Here is a 20,497-nt window from a genome sequence, read left to right as displayed (position 1 = left end):
GGTTTGGTCCTCATGGCCAATAATCTACTGAAATACAATAAGAGAATGATAAGAAATTAAAAACAGAGAATCACATCAAACGTGAGTCTCTGTTTTTATTAGTTATGAAGACTTTTGTCCCAGCCTCATTCTTTTTATTGCTACTAAATGACAGATTTTTACTTAATCCGATTGGCTACTATTTCTTCCATAATAACTTCCATTAACTGATCCCGATCTTTTATCCATGCTTCTCGTTCATCTTTTTCAAAAGTGCGATTGGTTAAGAAGATTACAGCTTCTTGGTCTTGGTTAAACATAATAAAGGTTCCGGTATAACCGGTATGGTCCAAGTAACCTTTATTGATGCGCCAAGCTAATGAACGCTCTTTCTCTTGTTGACTATAATTTTCAAAGAGATTTTTTGCGAAGCTGTCCTGCATGTGATGTTCTAAAAAGATTTCTAAATCTTTAACCGTTGAAAAAAGGCCTGCAGAACCCGCATGGTGACCTAAAACCCTAGCTTTAGGATCATGAACCTGACCATCAGTGACACCTTTTACGGTCGGTACTGCTCCGGGATGAGGACCAAAATGGGTTTCTGTCATACCAAAGGGTTGAAAAATTTGCTTTTCAAATAGCTGATCCAAGGAATCACCAAGCACCTCCTCTAGCATAAAACCAAGGAGCAAGAAGTTGACATCTGTGTAGTGAAAAGATTTATCAGCCTTAACTTGCAAGTGATTCATGGCTTCCTTAAGCTCTTCTGCACCCAGTTGATTCCGATTTGGGATAAAGGGGTCTAAGCCACTGCTATGGGTCAGAAGCTGCCGCACAGTGACCTCAGGTCGTTTGAAAGCGTGATAGTAAAACTGCAAGGGCTTATCCAGCTCAAGGGCTCCGCTATTGACCAAAAAGATACAAAGCGTCCCAACACCAACCACCTTGGACACACTAGCCAAATCGTAGGTTAAACCAGCTCGCACGGGCTCTTGCCCATCGATGGTTCCCAAATAATATTCCTGCCATTTTCCCTGCTGAAAAAGGGCCAAACTAGCCCCTGGATAAATTCCTGCAGAAATCTGTTCTTGAATAAAATCGGTAATTCTAGACATCATTTCATAAACCAAATTTCGATGAGGCTTGGGTCAGATAGAACCAAAACCTTTTCTTTTGCGTCCAAATAAACGGACAAGCCTTTTTCTTCCAAATAGGCTTTGAAAGCTGCCAAATCATAATCTTCTGGCACTTTAACTTCCAGAATTTCCAAATCCCAAGCCAAATGTGGTTCAATTGCCAAGTCTGGACCTTCTGCTTCAATGAAGTCCATTTCTACGGGGAATTGACCTTGGAAAGTGTCTTGATAGAATGACCGAGACACTTCTTCATTTAAGACGTTAAGAACAATTGTCTCAAAGCTAAAATCAGCTAAGCCCTTAAAGTCATCCTCTGCCACCAATTCGGGTAGGTCAGTGACTTCCAACTTAGATATGTCATCTTCAGCATGCAGTAAGAAACGGTCCCCTTCAGGAGATAAAGTTTCAAAAGCATAGCCATTTGGGCCAATAAAAAGAGCGTCGGCCTCTGCACCATGCGCCAAAAGTTGTTCAATCGCTCTAGCATCGCTAGTTTTTATGACAATGGTATTAACTTTCTTAGTGCCCTCAACTGCTCGCGTCCGTACAGATGGTGATTCTTCAATGACAAAGCGTTCATTTCCTGATCCAAAGGAAGTGAAGATAGCAATGGCATTCTCTTCGTATACTAATTTAAATCCTAAGTTTTTTTGATAAAATTCAATGTTTAATTGTCGGTTATTGACCCTAAAAACAGGGGTTAAAAAGACCGATTTTTCTAATAAAGACATAGTTTCCTCCTAATCCTCTGTTATTATAAGCGAAATTGTATTTTTTGACAAGAATTTATGTGCTTTATCCCAAAATGATATTGACCCCAAAGCATTATTTCGATAGACTATTAGTCTATGAATGACACACTTATTTTACGCTTAATACAAGCCTTTCTTGTCCTTTCCATCTTCTTTATCCTCATGACCCTAATTCATCACCTCAAAAAGCATCAGATTAACCCATTCAAACGCTTTTTGACAGGTTTTGGAATAGGACTTGTTACTGATGCTTTAGACACCTTAGGTATTGGCTCTTTTGCGACAACAACAAGCCTTTTAAAAATCACCAAACTCATCGATGATGACAGTAAATTGCCTGGAACGATGACAGCCGCTCATGTGATTCCTGTTTTATTCCAATCCCTATGCTTTATTTTTGTTGTTAAAGTTGAGGTGATTACTTTAGTCTCAATGGCAACAGCAGCCTTTCTAGGCGCATATTTCGGAACTCGAATCACCAAGAACTGGCACACGCCAACGGTTCAATTTATTCTAGGGGTTCTCCTCATTATCGCATCAGCCATTATGATTTTTAGAATGGCAACTAACCCTGGTAGCAACATAGCCCACTCTCTCCACGGATTGCATGGCATTTGGCTTTTTATCGGCATTACCTTTAACTTTATCATCGGTGTGTTAATGACCATGGGTTTAGGAAATTATGCACCAGAATTGATTTTCTTCTCCTTAATGGGCCTAAGTCCAGCAGTTGCTATGCCTGTCATGATGTTGGATGCAGCCATGATTATGACCGCTTCAAGTCGTCAATTCATCAAAGAAGACCGAGTATCTTGGACAGGTTTTGCGGGTATCACAATTGGAGGAACAATGGGCGTTCTGATAGCCGTTTTCTTTTTAACCCACTTAAACATTGATGCCCTTAAAAAAATTGTTGTTATCATTGTTATTTTTACCGGAATCATGTTGATCAGATCTTCCTTGACGAAAAAAATTAGCCCTAGCTTCCATTAAATCCAAAACCGTTAGATGACCATCCGCCCTGCGGATGGTTTATTGTTTTCTATTGACGAACGGAAACTGTTAAGATTGTTACAAAAAAGAGCACTATCAATGGGAAATCCATTAATAGTGCTCTTTATTCTGTTTTTCTTATTTAATATAAAGGTATTTGAACATTGCTACGGCAAGAATGGCTGCTACAATTGGTCCAAGAACTGGAACCCATGCATACCACCATTTTGAATCGCCTTTAGCTTGACCAAGTACTGATTTAGGTAAGAAATGGTGAACGATACGAGGACCAAGGTCACGCGCAGGGTTCAAACCAGGACCAGTAGGTCCACCTAATGAAGCAACAAGAGTCATGACAAGGAAACCAATTCCTAAGTGAGCTACAGCTAAGCTTCCTGATGTGTATGGTGAAACTTGTGTTTCAGCCATTGTTTTATCATAACCAGCTTCAACTAATTTTCCAACTAATTCTGAACCAAAGAAGTTTTTTGTTAAAGCAAGTGCACCAAAGAAAAGAACAAATGAACCAACAAACTCATTAGCAAAACCATTGATGATAGAAGCTTTTTGGCTTTCTTTAGAACCATCATCAAGAGCTGAAATGGTTGAGAAAGAACCTAAAATTGGATTTGGGTTTTCAGTTTTACGGAAGTATGGACCATAAACACCAACAACGACCAATTGACCAAACATTGCACCAAGCATTTGCGCAATGATATAAGGAATAACGTGAGCCCATGGGAATAGACCAGAGAAGGCTAAACCTAAGGTAAAGGCTGGGTTAATGTGGTTACCTGATACATTACCAAACATTAAAGCTGGCATCATAACCCCGAAACCATAACCTAAAGCAATAATAACCCAACCAGAGTTATTTCCTTTAGTTCCTTTTAAGTCAACGTTAGCAACTGCTCCATTACCTAAAATTAAAAGTAAAGCAGTAGCAAGAAATTCTGTGATGTACTTCACAGTCCATGTTACATCCATTTGTATGTACTTCCTCCAAGTTTTTTTTTATAGTTTAGACAAGTACCATTTTATCAAGTATAATAGACAATGTAAAGCTGTTGAAAAAATTAAAACGTTTACTTTATAGAAAGAATGGATCGCCAATGAAATACAATCAATTCTCATATATCAAAGCAAATTCCCAAGAAGCTTTAAAAGATTTAGAAAATCTAGGTTTTACATTTTCTGATTTAGACACACCTAAAGCCATCTTTAAAAGTTTTTTAGACCACTATTATTTCCATCATCGTGACAAAGACTATCCGCTTAGTCTCTTATTAGCTGATCAGAATCGAGACTTAGACACCTTTTTAAAATCAGATGACAGCTTAACTGGGCCTATCTTCCAATTAGTGGCCTTGCAACTTTTAGGTTTTGTTCCAAACTTCGATTTTCAAGATGCTAAAGTCTTCAGCCAGGAAATTAATCTACCTGTTCAATTTCAAGAAGAGGACTTTATTCTCAGCCTCCACCAACTCTTATCCTGCCGCAACAAATTAGGAATGACCTTGGCAGAAGATTTGGTCAGCCAAGGTATTCTTCCTCTGGACAATGACTACCATTTCTTTAACGGGAAAAGTTTAGCCACCTTTAATAGTCATGACCTGATCAAAGAAATTGTTTATGTGGAAGCACCAATTGACACGGATTTTGATGGTCAACGAGACTTGATTAAAGTAAATATTCTCAGACCAAAAACAGATCACAAAATCCCTGTTATGATGACCGCAAGTCCTTATCACCAAGGGGTCAATGAAGTCGCCAACGACAAAAAACTTTATAAAATGGAAGGCGAACTAAGCTCAAAGAAAGCGGGAAAATCCAAGTGGAAGACCGCCAAATTGAAATCTTAGCTCAAGAAAAGGTCGATTTGCCAACTGCTCCTGCTAGTGAGACTTTTGCCTATATCGACTCCTACGGCCTCAACGACTACTTCCTGGCGCGTGGATTTGCTAATATTTATGTCTCTGGCGTCGGCACAGCAGGTTCGGAAGGCTTTATGACTTCAGGCGATTACCTACAAGTGGAAAGCTTTAAGGCTGTTATAGATTGGTTGAATGGCCGAGCACGTGCATATAGTAGCCACAAACGAGAATCCCTCGTAGAAGCTGACTGGACCAATGGTAAAGTGGCAACTACCGGTAAATCTTACTTGGGCACCATGTCAACTGGTTTGGCCACCACAGGCGTTGAGGGACTGGAAGTCATCATCGCAGAAGCCGCCATCTCCTCATGGTACGACTACTACCGTGAAAACGGCTTAATCTGTAGCCCTGGCGGATACCCAGGCGAAGACCTGGATGTTCTGACTGAATTAACCTATTCCCGTTCCTTATTAGCTGGCGACTATTTAAAAACCAAAAACAAATACCAAGAACTTCTAGAACAACAATCTACTGCTCTTGACCATGCTAGTGGTGACTACAATCAATTCTGGCATGACCGCAACTATCTACCAAAAGCCAAGAACGTAACATGTGAAGTCGTCTTCACCCATGGCCTTCAAGACTGGAATGTCAAACCCCGTCAGGTTTACCAAATCTTTAATGCCTTGCCAGATACAGTCAATAAGCATGCCTTTCTTCACCATGGGCAACACGTTTACATGCATAACTGGCAATCTATCGACTTTAAGGAGTCCATGAATGCCCTTCTTAGCCAAAAATTGCTTGGCTTAGACAACCATTTCCAATTGCCGACCTTGATTTGGCATGACAACCAGGAAGAACAAACCTGGCAAGTCCTTGACCAATTTGGAGCAAATGGACGCCATAAGTTTCCTTTTGGAGAAGGTCAAAAAACCATTGACAATCAGTACACTGAAGATCGATTTGCGGCATTTGGCAAGGACTTCCGAGTCTTCAAGAAGGATTTATTCTCTGGGGATGCCAACGCTCTTGCGCTAGAGTTCAAACTAGAACAAGATGTTCACCTTAATGGGGAAATCTGCTTGCATTTACGCCTTAAATCATCCATCAACAAAGGTATTCTTTCTGCTCAGCTATTGGACAAGGGTCCTAAAAAACGCCTAGGAGATACGCCAGCAGTTGTTGATTTTAGGGTTATTGATAATGGTCAGAACTTTGCGCGTGAGGATCTGAAAGAATTACCGATGAGCATGAGTTCTGAGCGGGTAGTTGCCAAAGGCGTCCTTAATTTGCAAAACCGTGAGGATCTTATGGAGATCAAAACTGTTGAACCGGATCAATGGATGACTTTTGATTTTTACTTACAACCAAGTATTTATCGCTTTAAAGAAGGCGATAATCTTGAACTCTTGCTTTACACAACGGACTTTGAGCATACTGTCCGTGATAATAGTGATTACCAATTAGTCATTGACTGTGAGCAATCTTCTATGGAATTCCCAGTAGAAACCTTATAATAGAAAAAAACAGCCTTTTAAGGAGAGAAAAATGAAATCTTTTGCACAAGAAAACTACGGTAACAGCCACCATTTTTGGTATCAAGTTGATACCAGTCAAAGCCACGAATATGGAGCAATTTTCAATCACCAAACAGACTGGTTAGCAAGCCTGGTGACTCTCATAAAGGAAGATCTAAATAAATTCCCAATTGAAGATGACTTCTACTGGTATTTCGGTCAAAGTCTTGAAACTATGGCACTCATGGTTCGCTATAAAGAAGGCAACTATGAGCTTCAAACAAACCTCAAAGATTTTGATTTTGCCCTTCATTTGGATGCTATCAATGAATGGAAAGCAGAATTCCAAAAACAATTAAAATCCTAAATAGTCAAAAAGCTTGCCTGCTAGCAAGCTTTTTTGATAGAAAGGAAAGAGAGAAAATAAGAACACTAAAATGATAAGCTTAGGCTATTAACAAGAGCATTTCGCAAAAACCGAAGTTTCTCCTAAAAAAATATCGTCCACACTGACCTCTAAAATAGCCGCAATCATACTCAAGGTTTCATACTTAGCCCTGCGCAGCATGGTCACATCTTTTTCATAGCGAGCAATAGTTCTGATAGAAATGCCTGTTTGAAAGGCTAATTCTTCCTGAGTTAAGTGACGAGATTTGCGAATTTCCTTTAAACTCCTTTTAGTCATTGTATTCCTCCTAAACTTTTGATTAAATTTAAATGATAGTTATATTATAAACTTCGGAAATGACGAAGTCAAGAAATTCCTGTTTTTTCTGTCTATTTTTTATCTGGCCTTTTGAAAACCGGACATTTATGGTATGATAGGGTTAATAACCTGACAAAGGAGTCCGATTTCAATTATGAGAAAATCTTTTTTAGCCAGCAATATTAAATACCTAAGATTAAAAAATGGTATGACTCAATCAGATCTAGCTCATTTGCTAGGTCGACAAGGGACTTCGACCATTAGTGAATGGGAAAAAGGAAAATACGGACCCAAAAAAGAAACCTTGCATCTCCTTACTGTCATCTTTAAAATAAGCCTTGATGACCTCCTCTACCGTGACCTCACTACTTATCCCCTATCAAGCCAACAAGAATCTGCAGAAGAAATATCTTATATTTCAGAAAATCTACCTCCTACTCTCAAGGAACAATGGATTGCTATGGGCACTGAGCTGTTAAACAAAAAAGATATTTAGTAAAAAAAGCATCAGCATTGAGGGAATCTAAAAGCTGATGCTTTTCTTATGCTTTTTTAGGACAGTGATTCTCTGGATTCTGGTAGTCGATTAAGTAGACCTTTAAACTGTCCAAGAAGAGTTCTGCGGCTGGAGAAAGAACCTTGCCATTTTTCCAAACCAAATATTGTTCAGTTTCTAGTTTTGGCTCCAATGGTATAAAGACCAAGTTATCATTACTCAACAAATGGTCAAAGCATAAGAGATAACCCATGCCTTCTTGGACCATATAATTAGCATTGTAAACCAAATTAAAGGTGGAAATAATATTTAAGTTGGCAAACTGTTTACCGAACCATGCTCTAACTTTATTATTACTATCGCTACTTAGATAGGTTCGGCGAGGAATGATCAGCGGTAGCTTTTTGATATCTTTCATTTCAATTTTCTGCTTTTGCGCAAGCTCATCTGTCTTTGGTAGAACTAACCCCCACTGATCCTTAGTTGGTAATTTAAGATAATCATAATTTTGATTGATTTGAGGATAGGTGAGGAGGGCGAAATCAAGCAAGCCTTTTTCTAAGCGGAGCAGGATTTCCTCTGCATCAGCTGAATAGAGGTGATAATGAAGACCTGGGAAATCCGCCTGCAATTCCTTGGCTAATTTTGCGATTTGAGCAAAGGTTTTAGTCTCACCACCACCGATATAGATGTCCCCCTGAACCAGATCAGTTAAATCCATGAATTCTTTTTCCGTTTGCTCAACCATAGTCATAATTTCTTGGGCACGACTCTGTAAAAGTAAGCCTCAGGTGTTAAGCTGATACCACCTTTTTTATGTCTGATGAATAATTGCTTACCCAGTTCTTCTTCAAGCTCTTTCAGTTGTCTCGAGATAGTTGGTTGTGTGATATGTAAACTATTGGCTGCTTGGGAGATACTCCCTTCATTAATAACTGTTAAAAAATAATGAAGAACTCTAATTTCCATATTTTCCTCTTTTTAATTGCTATATTTGTTATGCTTATTAAGTATAATATCATATTTAATAAAAGTATTTGCTATTTAAGCGTTTCCAATTTATGATTAAAGCAGTAACTAACTTTATAGTCCTAAAAAGTATTAAATGATAAAAATAAACAAGGAGAAATATGGAAACACATAAGCGTTTAACCAAACCAACACTTTTTATATTTACCTTAATGAACTTTGTCCTAGCCATGTCTTCCTTTCTCTTTAATGGCATTTTGGACCAAGTGGCGCAACAACTAGCTATTCCAATTTCAGAGACCGGACTTCTCAACTCAGCCTATGCTTATGGTGCAGGACTAGGTGTTCCTATTACCTTGGTCCTCTTCAGAAAATTTGAAAGGACAAGTATGCTTAAAATAATGCTGGCCTTAACTATTATGGCTAGTATTTGGATGATTTATACACGTTCATTTGAACAGTTACTCTTAATCCGTTTTCTAACTGGTGTCACAGGCAATGGCTATGGCGTCTTAGCGATGGGAACCGTCGCAGCTTTAACCCCACCTGAAAAATTAGGATCTACCCTTGCCAAACTAATCATGGGGCTTCATTAGCTTTGGTAATTGGTATGCCCTTAACACGAATGCTATCACAGTATTTTAACTGGCAAGTTGATTATCTTTTCCTAATTGTTTTGATGATTATTGCCTTTATCTACTTCCTAAATTTTTTACCATCTGTTAAAACAAATCAAAATCAAATCAATTTCAAATCCGAATTAGCACTACTCAAGAATAAAGAAACACTTTTTGTCCTTTTTTCGTCTCTCATAACCTTTATCGGTTACGGATCACTTTTTACTTATGTAACACCATACTTGTTGGAACTTTTCCCAAAAGTTGATCATATCTTAAGTTATTACTTAATTATCATGGGCTTAGCTTGCTTCTCGGGAAATTTATGTGGTGGTTACATCTCAGACAGAATTGGCTTTAAAAAAGCTCTCCTTATAGGAACTGCTATTCAAATGGTGCTAACAGGCTTGATTTTTGTCTTTCAAAATCAAATGTGGATAACCCTGATTCTCATTCTACTATGGCAATTTATGGGCTGGTTTATTGGACTGCAGTTGAATACTGGTATTAATATCACAACGCAAAACAAATCCAGCTTCATCCTTAACCTAAACAGTTCTAATATTCAACTAGGTCAAGCTTTCGGCTTAAGTATCGCCGTTTTTATTATCAAGAGTTTTGGAATTCAAAGTTTAAGCCTTTTAACATTATCGTCAACTCTTCTTATTCTATTAATCTCTACAATCTTAAAAGAGAAAACTTAAACAAAAAACCTTCCAGTTTTGGAAGGTTTTTGTAATAATTAACTGTCAAAATAAATCTTATCCAATGATGCGAACTTTTATTGGATAAATGAATGAAACTCTTCTTTATAATCATCATGCCATCGAGATAAGGCAGGTCTATTTTTGATTATATCATCAGCTGCCCACTGAATACGTTTCTTATCCAATTCAGGGGTTACCTCATTATCTCCAGCAATCATATAAAAATCGCCATTCTCAAGTGATTTCTCAAAAAAGATTAATAGTTCTTCAGCTGACCATGGCGCTTGTGGTTTTGATTGAGGATTTGTAAAATCAGCATCTGGAAAATTCATGGGTGTCCAAGTGTAGCCTGGAACTAAAAGATGAGCAGAAACCTGATGATTGGGAATTTGACGTAACTCATAAGCTAGCTGTTCTGTCAGGATTTTAACACCTGCTTTTGAAACAGAATAGGCTGCATTTCCAGGTGGCGTTGTGATGCCTTCTTTTGAACCTAAGGTTACAATAGATGACGGGAACCCCTGTTCTAATAAAGGTGGTAAGAATAGGTGTAATAACTCGACATTGGCAAATAAATTAACATCTAATGTCTCATGCCAATTTTCAAGAAAATCCCATGGCTTGGATTTTCTTCCTATACCGGCATTTAAAAACAAAAGATTCAAGTGACCGAAACGTTCAAACACTTTTTCATGTAGTTCTACTAGAGCAGCCTTATCTTTAACATCGCCACAAACCAATAATGTTTCTGTATCAATATCTTTTGCCGTCTTTTCAAGTGAAGCTAAATCTTTATCAAAGAGAACAATTTTCATTCCTCTTGATGCAAAAAATTTAGCAGCGCTAGCTCCGATACCAGCACCAGCTCCAGTGATTAAAGCAACATTATCTCTTTGGATAACTGACATAACTGACCTCCATTTTCCATCAAAGCCGTAACTTATAAGATTTCCCCATTACTTGCTGTTACTTGTTTGTACCAGTCATAAGAGTCTTTTTTGCTCCGCTCAAGTGTACCTGAACCGTCATTATTACGGTCAACATAGATGAAACCATAACGTTTTTTCATTTCTCCTGTTGTAAATGAAATACAGTCGATACAACCCCAAGGAGTGTATCCAATCAAGTCAACACCGTCTTCATTGATGGCTTTTTCCATTTCTTGGATATGTGATTTCAAGTAGTCAATGCGGTATGGGTCATGAACTGAACCATCTTCTTCTTTGACGTCGATGGCACCAAAACCGTTTTCAACAATAAACATTGGTAACTCATAGCGTTCATAGAAACTATTTAAGACATAACGAAGACCTACTGGATCAATTGCCCAACCCCAATCTGATTCTTTGATGAAAGGATTTTTGACTGAATGAACACTAGAACCATCTGTTGTTTTTGAAACATCGCGAGTTGACTGACTATCTACAGTATTCGACATATAATATGAGAATCCGATATAATCTACTTTACCATTAGCTAAAACAACTTTATCTTCTTCGGTAATTGGAATCTGATACCCTTTACGTTCAAACATTTTCAAAGCATAGGCTGGATAGTGTCCACGGACTTGTACATCACAGAAGAACCAACGGTCATGCATGGCTTGGTTAGCCAGCAAGACGTCCTCAGGACGGCAAGAGAATGGGTAAATTGGTACCATAGCGATCATGTTACCGATTTGGAAATCTGGGTTAATCTCTTTTCCGACTTTAACAGCAAGAGCTGATGCTAATAGGGTATGGTGTCCACAGATGTACATTGCCTCTTCGGGATTCTCATAGTCACCAAAATGAGCCCCTGAATTGGTCCAACCAAAGATATCATTATGATAATTCATTTGGTTATTGATTTCATTGAAGGTCATCCAGTATTTGACTTTATCCTTGTAACGGCGGAATACCACTTCGGCAAACTTGACAAAGAGGTCCACTGTCTTACGGCTCATGAAGCCACCATATTCTTTAGCAATGTGATATGGCATTTCAAAGTGAGAAAGGGTAATAACGGGCTCGATGCCATACTTCAAGAGTTCATCAAACATGTCATCATAAAATTGCAATCCTTCTTCATTTGGTTCAGCTTCATCCCCATTTGGGAAAATACGTGTCCAAGCAATTGAAGTACGGAAACATTTGAAGCCCAGGTCAGCAAACATGGCAATGTCTTCTTTGTAACGATGGTAGAAGTCAATACCAACATGGTTGGGGTAATAATTGCCTTCCACGACGCCGTCAGTAATCACACGCGGTACACCGTGGGCCCCAGCAGTCATGACATCAGCCACACTTAAACCTTTAGATGTTTCAAGAACACCGCCTTCAAATTGATGGGCTGCTAGAGCGCCACCCCATAAAAAATTTTTTGGAAAAGTCATCTTTTCTCCTCTTTTCTATTTATTAAAATAATATATGCATCACAATACCGGCAAGACAACCACCAAGTAGCATGGCTGCCAGATTATGAAGATGAACCTTGAGACCAAGCCCACGGAAAAGACCATAAGCTAAGAGCCCAATAGCTGTCGCATACCCCATATCAACAAAGACTGAAGAGCCTTGATGTATTAAGGGACTTGTCATGCCATGGTTTATAAACCAGATGGGACCGATAATAATGAATGCTGCTAGGAAACCACCCTTAGCACCAAAACGATCAACCATTTTCCCCCAGATCATTAAGATGGTGAAGGGTAAGAGAAAACCACCTAGAAGAGTCGTTAAAAATTGAAATACTGTCATTTTTCAGCTCCTTCAATCTTCCAATAAAGCCAACCAGCAAAGATAGCACCAATGATAACTGCTAAAAAGGTTGGTAGGGCGGCCAAGGTTTCTGAAAAACCAGCATTCAATGCTGTTTTGACTAAAACGGAAGTCGCAATGGCTCCCCCATATCAAGAGCAAGGTGCTTGCCCTGGCTAATAAAGCTTTATAGTGACAAATAAACCAGGTTGGGCCAATAACAATTGCTCCAGCAATAAAACCGGCAAAGGGACCAAATGGAGTTGCTAATAATGGCCAGAAGATATTTATCATCATGCCTGCAAAAAAATAGGCTAAAATGCTCCGCAAAAATGTCATTGTCGATTGGAATCTCCTTCTACCTCAAAAACCAATTATTTTGAGTTACTCTAATGATAGCATTTGTTATAATAGAAGATAAGATACTAGGACAATTTTGAACCACTGTTCACAAATTTTCCAAAAAAGAAGCAGAAAAATTGAAACCAAGTTTCAAAAAAGGAAAAGCCAATGTTTTTAATTGAAAAGTTAGAATTACAGTCATTTTCACCAAGTGAACAAGAGGTGGTCGATTTTATCTTGAAGGAAGGGGACAACATCAGCGACCTGTCCGTCGGAAAAATTGCCGAAGCTACTTTTACCTCCAAATCGAGTCTGGTGAGAATTGCCAAAAAATTAGGATACTCCGGCTGGACTGACTTCAAAAAAGCTACATGGAAGAACTCAGCTACTTGCGTCAACAAGCCGACGCCCAAGATGCCAATCTGCCCTTTTCTAAAAGTGATCATAATTTGGAGATTGCTAGTAAAATCGCTAAGCTGAAAAAGGAAGCCATCGATGAAACTTTGTCACTCTTGAAAAACAAGGAGCTAAACCAAGCTGTCGCCTACATGACAGCCGCATCCACGGTGCACATCTTCGCAGCCAGCAATAATTTGCATAATGCACGTGAATTTACCCATAACATGAAAAGGCTGCAAAAAGACGTCCAAATCCATGATCTTCATGCGAAGTCCACTTTGATGCTCTTCTTGCTAAAGAAGATTCTTGCGCCATTATCATTTCATACTCGGGTGGAACTGCCAGTCTGATGAAGATTGCGGAAACTCTAAAGAAAAAGAGAATCCCCATTATTGCTCTAACCAGTCTGGGTGAAAACCCATTGCAAGCTCTAGCAGACCTGACGCTAAGACTCTCAACCAAAGAAAAACTTTACTCCAAAATCGGAACCTATGCAACAGATGCTTCCATTACCTATCTCCTAGACATCCTCTATTCCATCTACTTCCGTCAAGACTACGATGCCAACTTAGTCTTCCGTCAAAAAACCTCTCAGCAAGTCGAAACTGAACGTTTTGCTTATTCACGGATAACGGAGGAGGAGAATTAGGTTTAAAGTGTTCCAAAACTGTTCCAAATGCTTACAGATATTGTTGTAAGCATTTTCATTTGTTAAAATGAGGCTAACAAATCAAAGGAGAAAGCCTATGGCAACAATTAACCGTTTCGAAAAAGAAACCATCCGTCAAGACAATCCCCAATTTTCAATGGTAAAAACACTTATAGAAACAGCCTTTTATGGGAACAATGTGCAAGCCATTGAACATTTGGAGCAAGCATACCAGCTAGCAGCCTCAGCACCAAATACCATTATTTTAGATCAAAAAATTGTTAAAGCTAAAGCGTTAGGCTTAGCAGAAGATTCACGGGTCCTAGTAGCAAACGGCGGGGCTGTAGTCGGTAGAACCGCTAAAGCAGGAGAGTTTGGGGACAAGATCCGGAGGAAGATAAAAGAATTGCTGCTATTTTACGCGAGGAACTTTACCAATCTAGCTTTTTTCCTTTTATTTCCGGAAAAGCCGTCGTAGGTTTAGACCAACAATTCATGATGCAGGCCAACATCATGATGCCGCAAAGCGAGAGTAATAATTTATATTCTTGGCTATTAAACTTTCAAATTCTTAATGATGATTATTTGAATTTGCTTGAAAAGTCGCAAAACTATGAAGAAAATGATATTTACATTTATTTTAATCCCGATTGGTCTCATCAAGACTATCCTGATGGCTTAGCTTATTTTGATAAAGATCACAATGTCGCAGCCATTTTAGGCTTAAATTACTTTGGTGAAATCAAAAAAGCAACCTTGACTTTAGCCTGGGCAAGCGCAGCTCGTCATGACTATGTCGCCTGCATGGTGGCCTAAAAGAATTCAAAACTAACAAAGAAACTTATGTGGCATCATTCTTTGGTTTATCAGGTTCCGGCAAATCAACTCTGACACATGCTAAACACGATGGAAAATATCCAATTCAAGTCCTACACGATGATGCCTTCATTATTTCTAATAAAGACGGTTCCTCAGTAGCATTGGAACCTGCCTATTTTGATAAAACTAGTGACTACCCTGCAGGTCATCCTGAACAGGACTATTTCTTAACTGTTCAAAATTGTGGCGTCACTTTAGAAGGAGATGGTCATAAAGTCTTGGTAACAGAGGACATCCGTAACGGCAATGGCCGAACAGTTAAATCTCGCTTCTCCACTCCTGACCGTGTCGATTGCGTTCATGATCCAATTTCAGCTATCTATTGGATCATGAAAGATGACTCCTTACCTCCATTAGTAAAAGTAACCAATCCAGTAATAGCTTCAGCTTTAGGTTGCACCTTGATGACAAAACGCTCTAATGCCGAAAACTCTGCCGGCGACTTAGGGACATTAGTTATCGAGCCATACGCCAACCCATTCCGAATTTATCCACTGCAAGAAGACTTCGAAAAATTCTATCAGCTATTTGCATCCGGAGTCGACTGCTACATTATCAATACAGGAGACTATTTAAATCAAAATATTGGCAAAGAAACAACTCTTTCCTGTATCGAAGCAGTAATTGATCAGACAGCTCATTTCAAAGATTTTGAAAAATTGCCGGGCTTCTCATATTTAGATATAGAGGACTTTGTTGTCGACGAAAACAATACTGACTACCTAGCTTTGCTGGCAGAAAGAATGCATTTCCGTTTATCCTATTTAGAAAAACTAGCTGAGGGTAATAAAGATAATGCTATCATTTCTGAAAGTGTCAAAAAATTCAAAAATATTGTCAAAAATCTGAGTTAAAAAAATGCTAAGTGTCATGCACTTAGCTTTTTTTTTAGTTTAAATCAAGGCTAACTTTTACTTCTTGGACAGGTACATCGTAGAAAGGATCTTCTCTGCGACCAAGGAAATCTTTAGCTTGTTTAGGGAAGGAAGCGTAACTTAGAACGTCTTCTTCACTCTTAGCATATTGGGAAATTTCCTCACGAAGCGTTGGTAATTGTGGCTTAATTAAATCAGCTGGGCGAATCGTAACAACTTCTTCGTCACCAATGATTTTTTCCTTGATACCCTCAGCTAAAGGTGCTGGTGGACGTCCGTATAAACCACGAACATAATCTTTAATTTCATTTGGAACAACTTTAAAGCGTTCGCCTGAAATAACATTCATAAGAGACTGCGTTCCTACCATTTGTGATAAAGGTGTCACTAATGGTGGATAACCCAAGTCTGCTCTAACGCGTGGAACTTCTGCCAGTACCTCATCATATTTATCAGCCAAACCTTGTTCGGTTAATTGGCTTAATAAGTTAGATAGCATACCTCCAGGCACTTGATAGATTAAGGTTTTTGGTTCAACGTCTTTGACTTTTGGATTCAGCAGACCTTCAGCACGGAAGTGGTCACGAACGGTGTTCAGATGCGCAGCTACTTTCTCGACTTCTTTTAAGTCAATGCCTGTTTGGAATCCTAATTCTTCTAGTCCCATGACGACTGATTCAGTAGCTGGTTGACTTGTTCCTCCGGCAAATGAAGACACTGCAGTATCAATGATATCAGCACCAGCTTCAGCCACTTTAAGGTAAGTCATCTCAGAAATACCACTTGTCGCGTGAGTATGGATTTCTAATGGCAAATCAACAACAGCTTTGATCTCTTTGACCAAGTCATAACCTGTTTGAGGGGTGAGAACACCAGCCATGTCTTTAATACAGATTGAATCTGCACCAATTTGTGCATAATCCTTTGCCAACTGAACAAAGTAAGCGACTGTATGAACCGGACTTGTCGTGTATGAAATCGCTACTTGGGCATGACCTCCAAATTCCTTTGTCGCTGAAACAGCTGTTTGGAGATTTCGAGGATCATTAAGGGCATCAAAAATACGGATAATATCGATACCATTTTCAATGGATTTCTGAACAAATGAACGAACTACGTCATCTGCATAGTTGCGATAACCTAGTAAATTTTGTCCTCGAAGTAACATTTGTAATTTCGTTTTTTTAACGGCTTTACGGATTGTACGAAGGCGTTCCCATGGATCTTCATCTAAATAACGTAGACAAGAATCAAAGGTTGCTCCCCCCATACTTCTAATGCATGATAACCAGCATTATCCAGGTTCTCAAGAATAGGTAGCATTTGTTCAGTTGTCATACGTGTCGCAATCTGACTTTGTTGACCGTCCCTAAGAACCGTTTCCGTAATACGGATTTCTGGCATTTTATTCCTCCTCTTTTTCTTTGTTGGAAGTAATGATTTGACTGATAACAGCTTGCATTTCTTCTATTGAATGTTTACGAGAGCGTCCACAGGATTTAGCATTTTCTGAACAGACATAACATTGTCTTGCTGTCATTCCTAAATCCTGACGACTAATTGGCTCCATTTTCCCGTTATTAAGCCAAAGAACATCCAAATCAAATAATCGTCCTAAACTATTTTTAGTTTCAAGGCTGATCATTCGTTTCTTCAAGTCTTGAGCCGATAAAGTAGTCAAAAGATAAAATTCTGATCCTGTTTTTAAGGGTAAGTAATGCTCAAAAAGAATCTCTTGATCAGCTAGACTAACTTCAATCTGTTCGACCATTTCTTCAAAAACTTGCTTTAATTTTGGTGAAGTTTTTATAGCACCTGGGATATTCATGGTTACCGATAGGAGATTAGTATCGGGATACTCCTTGAATAATGATAGTTGCCGGAAACTTCGTTGTTCCCTGGCAGCCATCATTTCTTCCAGACTAACACTCTCACCTGTAAATATTATTGACTTAGACATTGCGGACAACATCAATCAAGCTACCATCACGGTATTCAATCAATGCAACAACTTTATCCCCATACTCAATAGCATCTGGTTGACCAACAATTGAATAAGCTTTTTCTTTTAATTCTTGAACAGTTAATTGTGGTACTTTCAAGTCTTTGAAATGCTCAACTAAATCTGGACGATTAGGGTTAATGGCAATACCAATTTCAGTAACAATGACATCAACACTTGTACCTGGTGTAATAACGGTATTAACCTGATCAACAAAGGTTGGGATGCGGCCACGTACTAAAGGAGAAATAACCAAACTCATTTTTGCTGCAAAGGCTGTATCACAGTGACCTCCAGATGCACCACGGATGACGCCATCAGAACCAGTCATGACATTCACATTGAAATCAGTATCAACTTCTAATGCTGATAAGATACAAGTGTCCAATTGATTGATAACAGAACCTTTACTTAATGGTGAAGCGTACATATTAGCATCGATTTCATAATGTTGGCTATTTTGGTCTAATGAAATAGCTGATGGATGGTCAAAGTCCTGAACGTCGATAATTTTTTCTACCAATCCTTCTTGTAGCAATTCAACCATGGCATTTGTAATGCCGCCTAAAGCGAAGCTTGCTGTAATACCATCTTTAATCATTTGCTCTCTCATATAACGTGTAACTGCTAAAGAGGCTCCGCCGGTTCCCGTTTGGAAAGAGAATCCTTCTTTATAATAAGGAGAGTTGGTAATAACTTTTGAGGCATACTCTGCAATGAGCAACTCTTTTGGATTTTTTGTAAAGCGAGTTGCACCTTTGGCAATACCTTCTGGATCTCCAATAGCATCAACAACAACGACGTAATCAACATCTGTTTGTGGGATTGAAATTGGAGTGTTAGGATATGGCATCAAGGTATCTGTGATAATGACAACCTGGTCAGCATATTTTGCATCAATCATGGCATAACCTAAAGAGCCACAAGTCGCTTTTCCTTTTGTGCCATTAGCATTTCCATAGGCATCTGAACTTGGAGCTCCTAAAAAGGCAACGTCAATATGGATATCACCTGCAGCAATCGCACGGGCACGACCTCCATGTGAGCGAATGACAACGGGATTTTCCATAATTCCTGAAGAAATTGCTGCACCAACTTTATCACGAAGACCAGAAGACGTAATATTTGTTACCACACCATTTTTAATATGATCAATTAAAGGTTCATGGACATTAGCAATTGAACTTGGTGCAATAGAAATATTTTTGATTCCCATATTTGCAATTTCTTCCAAGACCATATTCATAACATAGTCACCTTCACGGAAATGATGGTGGAATGAAATTGTCATGCCATCTTTTAAGCCCGTTTTTTCAATTGCTTCACGAATGTTTGCTAACATTTTATCGTCTTGGGGTTTTACCGGACGAATATTGCGACTTGCTTCTTTATAATCTTTAATATGTGCTAATTCACCTTCGAATACGCCGTATGCATCAGCATATTCTTGAGGAATATCGCGATTAACTTTATTGACAACCATTATAAATCCTCCTCAGTAAGTAATCCTGCAGCTTTTGCTAACATGATAACACGTTCTGCACGTTCAACGATTGGTTTATCAACCATTTTACCTTTAAGGGAAATAACACCAGAACCTTTGCTTTCAGCTTCACGAATAGCCCAGATCACTTCTTTGGCATTTTGAATTTCTTTTTCAGTTGGTGCATAAATTTCATTGACCAATGGAATTTGGCGTGGATTGATAACTGATTTACCATCAAAACCAAGTTGTTTGATCAGACGAACTTCGTCTTGGAAGCCTTCTGTATTATTAACATCAGAATAAACAGTATCGATAGCTGCAATTCCAGCTGCACGAGCGGCATGAAGAATCATACTCCGAGCAAAGAACAATTCTTGCCCATCTGGATGACGACGTGTCTTCATATTTGTCACGTAGTCTTCAGCTCCTAAAGCAATACCAATTAAACGGTCTGATGCTTTAGCAATGTCTGGTGCATTTAGTACGCCTTCAGCGGATTCAATAGCTGCCATCATTTTTGTACGACCAACTTCGATTCCGTTCTCACGTTCAACACGTTCAATAACAGCTTCAACATCAATGATATCCTGAGCAGTTTCCGTTTTTGGTAAGCGGACAACATTAACGCCTGCTAGGACAACTGCTTCAATATCTAAAGCACCTACTGTATCCAAACCATTGACACGAACAACTGTTTCCACTGAACTATAATCAAAAGTTTTCAAAGCAAAATGAACTAAGGCGCGTGAAGTATCTTTTTCTTTTAATGAGACTGAATCTTCCAAGTCAAACATAATTGAATCTGCACCATATAAGGGAGCATCTCTAAGCATTGCTGCATTTGCACCTGGGACAAACATCATTGTTCTTCTTAAACGTTCCATGTATCAATCTCCTTCCAGTCGTATTGATCTACACCAGCTGCACGATGAACAGCTGCGATTGTACGAGCTTGAATGGTACAATCCAAAGCACCTTTATCTACTGCTTGAACAGCGACATCATTAACACCCAAGTTTTTCAAAGTTTCTTCAATGACTTGTCGGATGCGACGACCAAATTGTTTTTCAACACTACTTTCTAAATCAATAGTGATACCATTTACTCCAGGATTTACTGTTACCATAATGTCGCTTGATTCCAGACTTCCTGCAACTGCAGTTTGTGAAATTTCCATAAATATACCTCTTCTATTTTGATGTCTGACATCTCTTTTTTAGATGTTAGGCAATTCATTTACAATTTTTATTTTGCTGGCAATAACTTGATGAGAAGTTCAGCTACAGCATATAGAATACCTAATACAATAAATACTCCTGCCATACCTAATCCCATTAGCTCAAAAGCCATGACTAAGTGTTCCATATTCATAATCTTG

General features: G+C 38.8%; 21 protein-coding genes and 5 pseudogenes. 9 read left to right on the top strand and 17 right to left on the bottom strand.

Annotated elements, in window-relative coordinates:
• Positions 1 to 158: 158 nt before the first annotated feature.
• Together AT575_RS00685 and AT575_RS00680 are read right to left on the bottom strand one after the other, a co-directional pair.
• The gene (locus tag AT575_RS00685; protein ID WP_102776715.1) at positions 159 to 1,097 is read right to left on the bottom strand and encodes a serine hydrolase domain-containing protein; all 939 of its coding nucleotides are present in this window, start codon (positions 1,095 to 1,097) and stop codon (positions 159 to 161) included.
• On the bottom strand, positions 1,094 to 1,846 hold the full coding sequence (locus tag AT575_RS00680) for a CppA family protein (RefSeq protein WP_102776714.1): 753 nt from the start codon (positions 1,844 to 1,846) through the stop codon (positions 1,094 to 1,096). Before AT575_RS00680 ends, AT575_RS00685 begins: the two co-directional genes overlap by 4 nt.
• Positions 1,847 to 1,963: 117 nt before the next feature.
• Here AT575_RS00680 and AT575_RS00675 point away from each other — a divergent pair, with 117 nt between their 5' ends.
• Positions 1,964 to 2,860 carry a sulfite exporter TauE/SafE family protein gene (locus tag AT575_RS00675; protein WP_102776713.1) on the top strand — a complete coding sequence of 299 codons (897 nt, stop codon included), beginning with the start codon at positions 1,964 to 1,966 and terminating at the stop codon, positions 2,858 to 2,860.
• 138 nt (positions 2,861 to 2,998) lie between these two features.
• Here AT575_RS00675 and gla read toward each other — a convergent pair whose 3' ends face one another.
• Positions 2,999 to 3,847: an aquaglyceroporin Gla gene (gla, locus tag AT575_RS00670; protein ID WP_102776712.1), complete on the bottom strand. Its 849-nt coding sequence runs from the start codon at positions 3,845 to 3,847 to the stop codon at positions 2,999 to 3,001.
• A gap of 125 nt (positions 3,848 to 3,972) precedes the next feature.
• Here gla and AT575_RS00665 point away from each other — a divergent pair.
• Together AT575_RS00665 and AT575_RS00660 are read left to right on the top strand one after the other, a co-directional pair.
• Positions 3,973 to 6,254 (top strand): annotated as a pseudogene (locus AT575_RS00665) (Xaa-Pro dipeptidyl-peptidase).
• 31 nt (positions 6,255 to 6,285) lie between these two features.
• Positions 6,286 to 6,621, top strand: coding sequence for a hypothetical protein (locus AT575_RS00660; RefSeq protein ID WP_102776711.1), 336 nt, complete (start codon positions 6,286 to 6,288; stop codon positions 6,619 to 6,621).
• Positions 6,622 to 6,708: 87 nt separating this feature from the next.
• Here the strand turns inward: AT575_RS00660 and AT575_RS00655 are convergent, their stop codons facing one another.
• Positions 6,709 to 6,939 carry a helix-turn-helix domain-containing protein gene (locus tag AT575_RS00655; protein WP_102776710.1) on the bottom strand — a complete coding sequence of 77 codons (231 nt, stop codon included), beginning with the start codon at positions 6,937 to 6,939 and terminating at the stop codon, positions 6,709 to 6,711.
• A 175-nt stretch (positions 6,940 to 7,114) separates the two neighbouring features.
• On the opposite strand from AT575_RS00655, the gene AT575_RS00650 reads away from it, so the two are divergent.
• Positions 7,115 to 7,456, top strand: a complete 342-nt coding sequence (locus tag AT575_RS00650; RefSeq protein WP_102776709.1) for a helix-turn-helix transcriptional regulator — start codon at positions 7,115 to 7,117, stop codon at positions 7,454 to 7,456.
• Positions 7,457 to 7,502: 46 nt separating this feature from the next.
• On the opposite strand, the gene AT575_RS00645 is transcribed toward AT575_RS00650, so the two are convergent.
• Both AT575_RS00645 and AT575_RS10665 read right to left on the bottom strand, forming a co-directional pair.
• On the bottom strand, positions 7,503 to 8,204 hold the full coding sequence (locus AT575_RS00645; RefSeq protein ID WP_174683082.1) for a LysR family transcriptional regulator substrate-binding protein: 702 nt from the start codon (positions 8,202 to 8,204) through the stop codon (positions 7,503 to 7,505).
• Positions 8,205 to 8,206: 2 nt separating this feature from the next.
• On the bottom strand, positions 8,207 to 8,425 hold the full coding sequence (locus AT575_RS10665) for a LysR family transcriptional regulator (protein ID WP_174683081.1): 219 nt from the start codon (positions 8,423 to 8,425) through the stop codon (positions 8,207 to 8,209).
• A 161-nt stretch (positions 8,426 to 8,586) separates the two neighbouring features.
• Between AT575_RS10665 and AT575_RS11055 the strand changes: the two are divergent.
• A pseudogene (locus AT575_RS11055) lies at positions 8,587 to 9,746 on the top strand (MFS transporter).
• Positions 9,747 to 9,823: 77 nt separating this feature from the next.
• Here AT575_RS11055 and AT575_RS00630 read toward each other — a convergent pair.
• The 5 genes and pseudogenes from AT575_RS00630 to AT575_RS11045 all read right to left on the bottom strand — a co-directional run.
• A complete protein-coding gene (locus tag AT575_RS00630; RefSeq protein ID WP_102776706.1) occupies positions 9,824 to 10,657 on the bottom strand; it encodes an SDR family oxidoreductase in 834 nt (277 codons plus the stop codon).
• 32 nt (positions 10,658 to 10,689) lie between these two features.
• A complete protein-coding gene (locus AT575_RS00625; protein WP_102776705.1) occupies positions 10,690 to 12,123 on the bottom strand; it encodes a 6-phospho-beta-glucosidase in 1,434 nt (477 codons plus the stop codon).
• Between the two features lie 22 nt (positions 12,124 to 12,145).
• Positions 12,146 to 12,487 (bottom strand): Lin0368 family putative glycerol transporter subunit, encoded by a 342-nt coding sequence (locus AT575_RS00620; RefSeq protein WP_102776704.1) that lies wholly within the window; start codon positions 12,485 to 12,487, stop codon positions 12,146 to 12,148.
• Positions 12,484 to 12,597, bottom strand: coding sequence for a hypothetical protein (locus AT575_RS11050; protein ID WP_425444823.1), 114 nt, complete (start codon positions 12,595 to 12,597; stop codon positions 12,484 to 12,486). Before AT575_RS11050 ends, AT575_RS00620 begins: the two co-directional genes overlap by 4 nt.
• Positions 12,598 to 12,718: 121 nt before the next feature.
• Positions 12,719 to 12,781, bottom strand: a pseudogene (locus tag AT575_RS11045) (Lin0368 family putative glycerol transporter subunit); the annotation flags it as partial.
• Positions 12,782 to 12,997: 216 nt separating this feature from the next.
• On the opposite strand from AT575_RS11045, the gene AT575_RS10735 reads away from it, so the two are divergent.
• From AT575_RS10735 to AT575_RS00610, 4 genes and pseudogenes are all read left to right on the top strand, one after another.
• Positions 12,998 to 13,309 (top strand): MurR/RpiR family transcriptional regulator, encoded by a 312-nt coding sequence (locus tag AT575_RS10735; RefSeq protein ID WP_245871409.1) that lies wholly within the window; start codon positions 12,998 to 13,000, stop codon positions 13,307 to 13,309.
• Positions 13,201 to 13,578 (top strand): MurR/RpiR family transcriptional regulator, encoded by a 378-nt coding sequence (locus AT575_RS10730; RefSeq protein WP_245871412.1) that lies wholly within the window; start codon positions 13,201 to 13,203, stop codon positions 13,576 to 13,578. The genes AT575_RS10735 and AT575_RS10730 overlap by 109 nt, the downstream gene beginning before the upstream one ends.
• Entirely contained in the window at positions 13,542 to 13,877 is a 336-nt protein-coding gene (locus AT575_RS10725; RefSeq protein ID WP_342748311.1) for a MurR/RpiR family transcriptional regulator, read from the top strand. The genes AT575_RS10730 and AT575_RS10725 overlap by 37 nt, the downstream gene beginning before the upstream one ends.
• Before the next feature lie 97 nt (positions 13,878 to 13,974).
• Positions 13,975 to 15,610, top strand: a pseudogene (locus tag AT575_RS00610) (phosphoenolpyruvate carboxykinase (ATP)).
• 34 nt (positions 15,611 to 15,644) lie between these two features.
• Here AT575_RS00610 and AT575_RS00605 read toward each other — a convergent pair.
• From AT575_RS00605 to AT575_RS10950, 6 genes and pseudogenes are all read right to left on the bottom strand, one after another.
• Positions 15,645 to 17,035: pseudogene (locus AT575_RS00605) on the bottom strand (oxaloacetate decarboxylase subunit alpha).
• A gap of 1 nt (position 17,036) precedes the next feature.
• Positions 17,037 to 17,591 (bottom strand): citrate lyase holo-[acyl-carrier protein] synthase, encoded by a 555-nt coding sequence (citX, locus tag AT575_RS00600; protein ID WP_102776703.1) that lies wholly within the window; start codon positions 17,589 to 17,591, stop codon positions 17,037 to 17,039.
• Entirely contained in the window at positions 17,584 to 19,116 is a 1,533-nt protein-coding gene (gene citF, locus AT575_RS00595; protein ID WP_102776702.1) for a citrate lyase subunit alpha, read from the bottom strand. The genes citX and citF overlap by 8 nt, the downstream gene beginning before the upstream one ends.
• On the bottom strand, positions 19,116 to 20,003 hold the full coding sequence (gene citE / locus AT575_RS00590; protein WP_102776701.1) for a citrate (pro-3S)-lyase subunit beta: 888 nt from the start codon (positions 20,001 to 20,003) through the stop codon (positions 19,116 to 19,118). Before citE ends, citF begins: the two co-directional genes overlap by 1 nt.
• Positions 19,991 to 20,296: a citrate lyase acyl carrier protein gene (gene citD / locus AT575_RS00585; protein ID WP_102776700.1), complete on the bottom strand. Its 306-nt coding sequence runs from the start codon at positions 20,294 to 20,296 to the stop codon at positions 19,991 to 19,993. The genes citE and citD overlap by 13 nt, the downstream gene beginning before the upstream one ends.
• Positions 20,297 to 20,364: 68 nt before the next feature.
• The gene (locus tag AT575_RS10950) at positions 20,365 to 20,490 is read right to left on the bottom strand and encodes an OadG-related small transporter subunit (protein ID WP_276204047.1); all 126 of its coding nucleotides are present in this window, start codon (positions 20,488 to 20,490) and stop codon (positions 20,365 to 20,367) included.
• Positions 20,491 to 20,497: the final 7 nt, after the last annotated feature.

Origin of the sequence: Streptococcus penaeicida, from assembly GCF_002887775.1 — a bacterium.
GTDB lineage: Bacteria > Bacillota > Bacilli > Lactobacillales > Streptococcaceae > Streptococcus > Streptococcus penaeicida.
The sequence above is the reverse complement of the archived record's forward strand: the minus strand, read 5'-3'. Positions and strand labels throughout refer to the sequence as shown.